Here is a 4,065-nt window from a genome sequence, read left to right on the forward strand (position 1 = left end):
CGCGGCACCCGCGCGGTACCCCTCGGCGTGGCCCTCCGCGTAGCCGCGACGGCGTGCACGCTCCTGCTCGGCGCGGTGGTCGGGGCCGCCGAGCCGCGGGAAGGCCGCGGGGGCGAAGGCGTCAGTAGACATATTCGTCCTCGTCGGCGCGCTGCACCGTGATGTCGCCCGCCGCCTCCAGGGCTCGGATCGTGCGGACGATCTCGGCGCGTGCCTCCTCGACCTGCGACATGCGGACGGGCCCGAGCGTGCGGGCCTCCTCGTCGAGGTTCTCCCTGTTGCGCTCGGAGACGTTGCGGCGGATGAGGTCGACGATGGGCTGCGGGGCTCCCTTGAGGGCCAGTGCGAGCGAGCGGATGTCCATGCCGCGCAGCACGCGCTGCGTGTCCCGGTCGTCGAGCTTGACGATGTCGACGAACGTGAACATGCGCGAGCGGATGTCCTCCGCGAGGGCGCTGTCGCGGTCTTCGATGCTCGCCAGCAGCGCCTTCTCGATCGTCGCCCCGGAGCGGCCGATGATCTCCACGAGCGGCTCGACACCGCCCAGCACCTCCGGGGCGTCGCGCGACGCGAAGCTGCCGGTGCGCGACTTGAGGGCGTCGGCGACGATCGCGATGGCCTCCTGCGACGCGGTACCCATGGTCGCGATGGCCTGGGCGACGTCGGTGCGGGCGGGGTCGGGGAACGCGGCGAGCACCGCGGCGGCCTGATCCGCGGAGAGGTGGGCGAGCACGAGCGCGACGGTCTGCGGCAGCTCGCCGTCCAGCAGGGTGGCCAGTTGCGCGGGGTCGGCCGAGGTGAGGAACTCGAACGAGGCGCTCATCGAGGTCGAGCCGACGCGGCCCAGCACGGCCGCCGCCCGTTCGGCGCCGAACGACGCCTCCAGCAGGCCGGCCGCGATGTCGCGTCCGCCGCGTGCGGGCGGCAGGTGCCCGGCGGCGATGCGGTGGAACTGTCCGAGTGCCTGTGCCGTCGTGGCGGCGTCGAGGTCCTGCAGCCCGATGATCTCCGCGGCCACCGCCTCCGCCTCGGCCTCGGACAGGTGCTTCATCACCTCCACCGCCTGGGCGCGGTCGAGGTTCATGAGAACGACCGCGGCGGTCTGCCGGTCGGTCAGCCCGGTCACGCGTGCGACCGATCGTCGATGAGGGTGCGCAGCAGCTCGGCCGTGCGCTGCGGGTCCTGCCGGGTGAGGGCGCCGATCTCGGCGCGGCGGCGCTCGAGGCTGACCTGGGCGGGCTCCGGGTCGGGCTCGGGCTCCGGGTCGAGGTCGGGCGCCGGCTCCAGGAACGCCAGCGGGGTGGTGGGGGCCTCCAGCACGGCGGTGGGTGCGTCGGCGGACAGCGCCGACAGGGCGGGCGGCCGGTCGCCGAACAGCTGATCGAACTCCTCCACGCGTCCGGCCCGACGGCGGGCGCGGATGATGAACGCGGCGATCGCGGCGATCAGGGGGATCGCGATGGCCGCGGCGATGATGACGGTGTTGAGCAGGGCGGCCTGTCGTTCCGCGTTCTCGGCGTCCTTCGCGGCCTGCAGCGCCGCCTGCGCGGACTCGGCGTCGGTCTTGCTGAACGCGACCAGCTCGACGGTGAGGTCGTCACCGCGGGCGCGGTCGATGCCGGCGGCCGTGGACACCAGGTCGCTGAGCTGTGCGGAGCTGAGGTCGCCGCCAGCCCCGGCGTCGACGGCGACCGACACCGACTGCCGCAGCAGCGTGCCGGCCGGGGTCGAGGTGCTCTCGGTGGCCTTGTTGACCGCGTTGGTGCGGCTCTGCTCGGTCGCCGACGACGTGCCGCCGTTCTCGCTGGGCACGGCGATGTTGTCGGGGCCGAGCACGCCGGCCTCCGAGCTCGCGCCGTTCTGCGTCTGGCTGCGGGTCTCCTCGGTCAGCGGCGGGGCGCCCTCGGCCGGGGTGTAGGTCTCCTCGATGCGCTCGTTCACCGACCGGTCGATCTCGGCGACCACCGTGACGGTCGCGTTGCCGGGGCCGACCACCGTGTCGAGCATCTGCTGCACGCTCGCCGTGACGCGCGCCTCGTAGTCGCCCGCCTGCTGGTCGAGGCCGCCCGTCGAGCCGACGCCGACGGCCGACAGCGTGCGCCCGGTCTGGTCGACCACGGCGACGTTCTCCGGCTTCATGCCGCTGACCGCCGCGGAGGTGAGGTGCACGATCGCCTCGACCTGCTTCTGGTCGAGGGTGCTGTTGCCCGCGGTCTCCACGAACACGGAGGCGGTCGCGTCGACGGTCTCCGACACGAACACGCTCTCCTCGGGGATCGCGAGCTGCACGGAGGCGGCGGAGACCCCGTCGATCGCGGAGATCGTGGCGGCGAGCTCGCCCTCGATGGCGCGCTTGTACGTCACCGACTGCTGGAACTCGGAGGTGGTGACGCCCATGTCGTCGAGCAGCGAGTAGCCGGCGCTGTTGGCGCTGGGCAGTCCGGCGGATGCGGCGGCGAGGCGCTGGTCGTACACGTCCTTCTCCGGCACGAGGACGGTGGCGCCGCCGTCGGCGAGCTCGTACGGCACCGACGCGGAGCGGAGCTGCTCGACCACGGCGTTGGCGTCGGTCGCGCTCAGCCCGGAGAACAGCGGGGTGTAGGTGGGGCGGGTGAGCCAGCTCGACAGGGTGATGATGCCGAGGGCGAGCACGGCGACACCGATGATGGCGATGGTGCGCTGGGCGAGCGAGAACCCCGCGATGACACGGCGGATGCGCTGGAACGCACCGGCGACGGCCGGGGGCATCAGGCCTGCATCCGCATGATCTCGTTGAACGCGTCGACGCCCTTGTTGCGCACGGCGGCGACGAGCTCGAGCGTCACGGCCGCGCGCGACGACGCGATCATGGCCGCGTGGATGTCGTCGAGGTCGCCCGTGACCGCGGCGACCTTGAGCGCGTCGGAATCGGACTGCAGCGAGCGCAGCTCGTCGATCGCGCCCGTGACGCTGTTCGCGAAGGCGGAGCCGTCGGTCGTCTTCGCCCCGGTGACGGGGGAGGTGGTGAGACCGAGGGACGAGGCGACGGCCTCGATTCCGGAGACCGCGCTCATGCGTTGCGTCCGATCTGCAGGGCCGACTCGTAGGTCGTGCGGGCTCGGTCGACGATCGCCGCGCTGGCCTGGTAGCCGCGCTGCGCGAGGATGAGCTGGCTCATCTGGTCGCCGAGGTCGATGTCGGGGTAGCGCACGTAGCCGTTCGCGTCGGCGAGGGGGTGGTCGGGCTGGTGCACGAGGCGGCCCTCGGCGCTGCCCTGCACGGTGCCGGCGACGTAGACGCCCGGCGACTGGGCGCTGGTCTGGGCGAGCACGTAGCGCGCACGGAACGCGGCGCCGTCGGTCGAGCGCACCGTGTTGATGTTGGAGATGTTGTCGCTGATGGCGTCGAGCCACTTGCGGTGCACGGTCAGTCCGGTGCCGGCGATGCCGATCGCGTCGAAGGTCATGAGGTCCTCATCGCGGTGCGCATGGAGGAGAACGAGCCGTTCACGGCCTGCGTCGCGAACTGGTAGCGCAGCATGGTGTCGATGCTGGAGAGGGTCTCGGTGTCGAGGTTGACGTTGTTCCCGTTGAGCCTGGTCGGCTCCAGCGAGGTGCCGACCGTCGCCGACACGCGTCCGTCGCCGCGGGCGATCGAGTCCGCGAGGGCCTCCTCGAACCGCACGCGCTTGGCGTGGTAGTCGGGGGTGTTGATGTTGGCGATGTTGTCGGCGATGGCCCGCTGGCGCAGCGAGAGCCCATCGAGCGCACTCGTGAGTGCGGTGATGGTGACAGAGTCGAACACGAACCGGCTCCCCGTGTGTGGTGGAAATGGCCGATCCCTGGCCGAGTCTTGCGAGCCATCCGTGCTCACGGTGCACTGTCGGCAGGCAGGCCGGGTGCGTTAGGCGGCCGTCAGCCGTCCACGTCGAGGTAGGCCGGTGCGTCGGGTTCGCGCGGTGCCGGTACGCGCCCCACGGCGCCGAGGTGCTGGCGGACGCCGTCGATCTCGTGGCGTACGCGGTCCATGGCCGCGCGCTGGCGGTCGATCACGCGGCGGGCGCGGTCGGCGAGGTGCGCGGGCAGC

General features: G+C 72.3%; 5 protein-coding genes. All 5 read right to left on the reverse strand.

Going from position 1 to position 4,065, the window contains the following annotated elements:
• Positions 1-121: 121 nt before the first annotated feature.
• Genes fliG through DW309_RS09335 form a run of 5 tightly spaced genes read right to left on the reverse strand, consistent with a single transcriptional unit; the run spans position 122 to position 3,783 of the window.
• Entirely contained in the window at positions 122-1,126 is a 1,005-nt protein-coding gene (gene fliG / locus DW309_RS09315) for a flagellar motor switch protein FliG (protein WP_136031068.1), read from the reverse strand.
• Positions 1,123-2,748 carry a flagellar basal-body MS-ring/collar protein FliF gene (fliF, locus tag DW309_RS09320; protein WP_136045214.1) on the reverse strand — a complete coding sequence of 542 codons (1,626 nt, stop codon included), beginning with the start codon at positions 2,746-2,748 and terminating at the stop codon, positions 1,123-1,125. Before fliF ends, fliG begins: the two co-directional genes overlap by 4 nt.
• Positions 2,748-3,053, reverse strand: a complete 306-nt coding sequence (fliE, locus tag DW309_RS09325; RefSeq protein WP_136031064.1) for a flagellar hook-basal body complex protein FliE — start codon at positions 3,051-3,053, stop codon at positions 2,748-2,750. Before fliE ends, fliF begins: the two co-directional genes overlap by 1 nt.
• Complete coding sequence (locus DW309_RS09330) at positions 3,050-3,445, reverse strand: flagellar basal body rod protein FlgC (RefSeq protein WP_136031062.1); 396 nt, start codon at positions 3,443-3,445, stop codon at positions 3,050-3,052. The genes fliE and DW309_RS09330 overlap by 4 nt, the downstream gene beginning before the upstream one ends.
• Positions 3,442-3,783, reverse strand: a complete 342-nt coding sequence (locus tag DW309_RS09335) for a flagellar basal body rod protein FlgB (RefSeq protein WP_136031061.1) — start codon at positions 3,781-3,783, stop codon at positions 3,442-3,444. The genes DW309_RS09330 and DW309_RS09335 overlap by 4 nt, the downstream gene beginning before the upstream one ends.
• Between the last annotated feature and the right edge of the window lie 282 nt (positions 3,784-4,065).

Origin of the sequence: Microbacterium sp. K41, assembly GCF_004794395.1 — a bacterium.
In the GTDB taxonomy this organism is placed as follows: domain Bacteria; phylum Actinomycetota; class Actinomycetes; order Actinomycetales; family Microbacteriaceae; genus Microbacterium; species Microbacterium sufflavum.

Bases quoted from the DNA above. Each gene is read 5' to 3' on its own strand.
- fliF (WP_136045214.1), bottom strand. From the start codon at position 2,748: ATGCCCCCGGCCGTCGCCGGTGCGTTCCAGCGCATCCGCCGTGTCATC.
- fliE (WP_136031064.1), bottom strand. From the start codon at position 3,053: ATGAGCGCGGTCTCCGGAATCGAGGCCGTCGCCTCGTCCCTCGGTCTC.
- DW309_RS09330 (WP_136031062.1), bottom strand. From the start codon at position 3,445: ATGACCTTCGACGCGATCGGCATCGCCGGCACCGGACTGACCGTGCAC.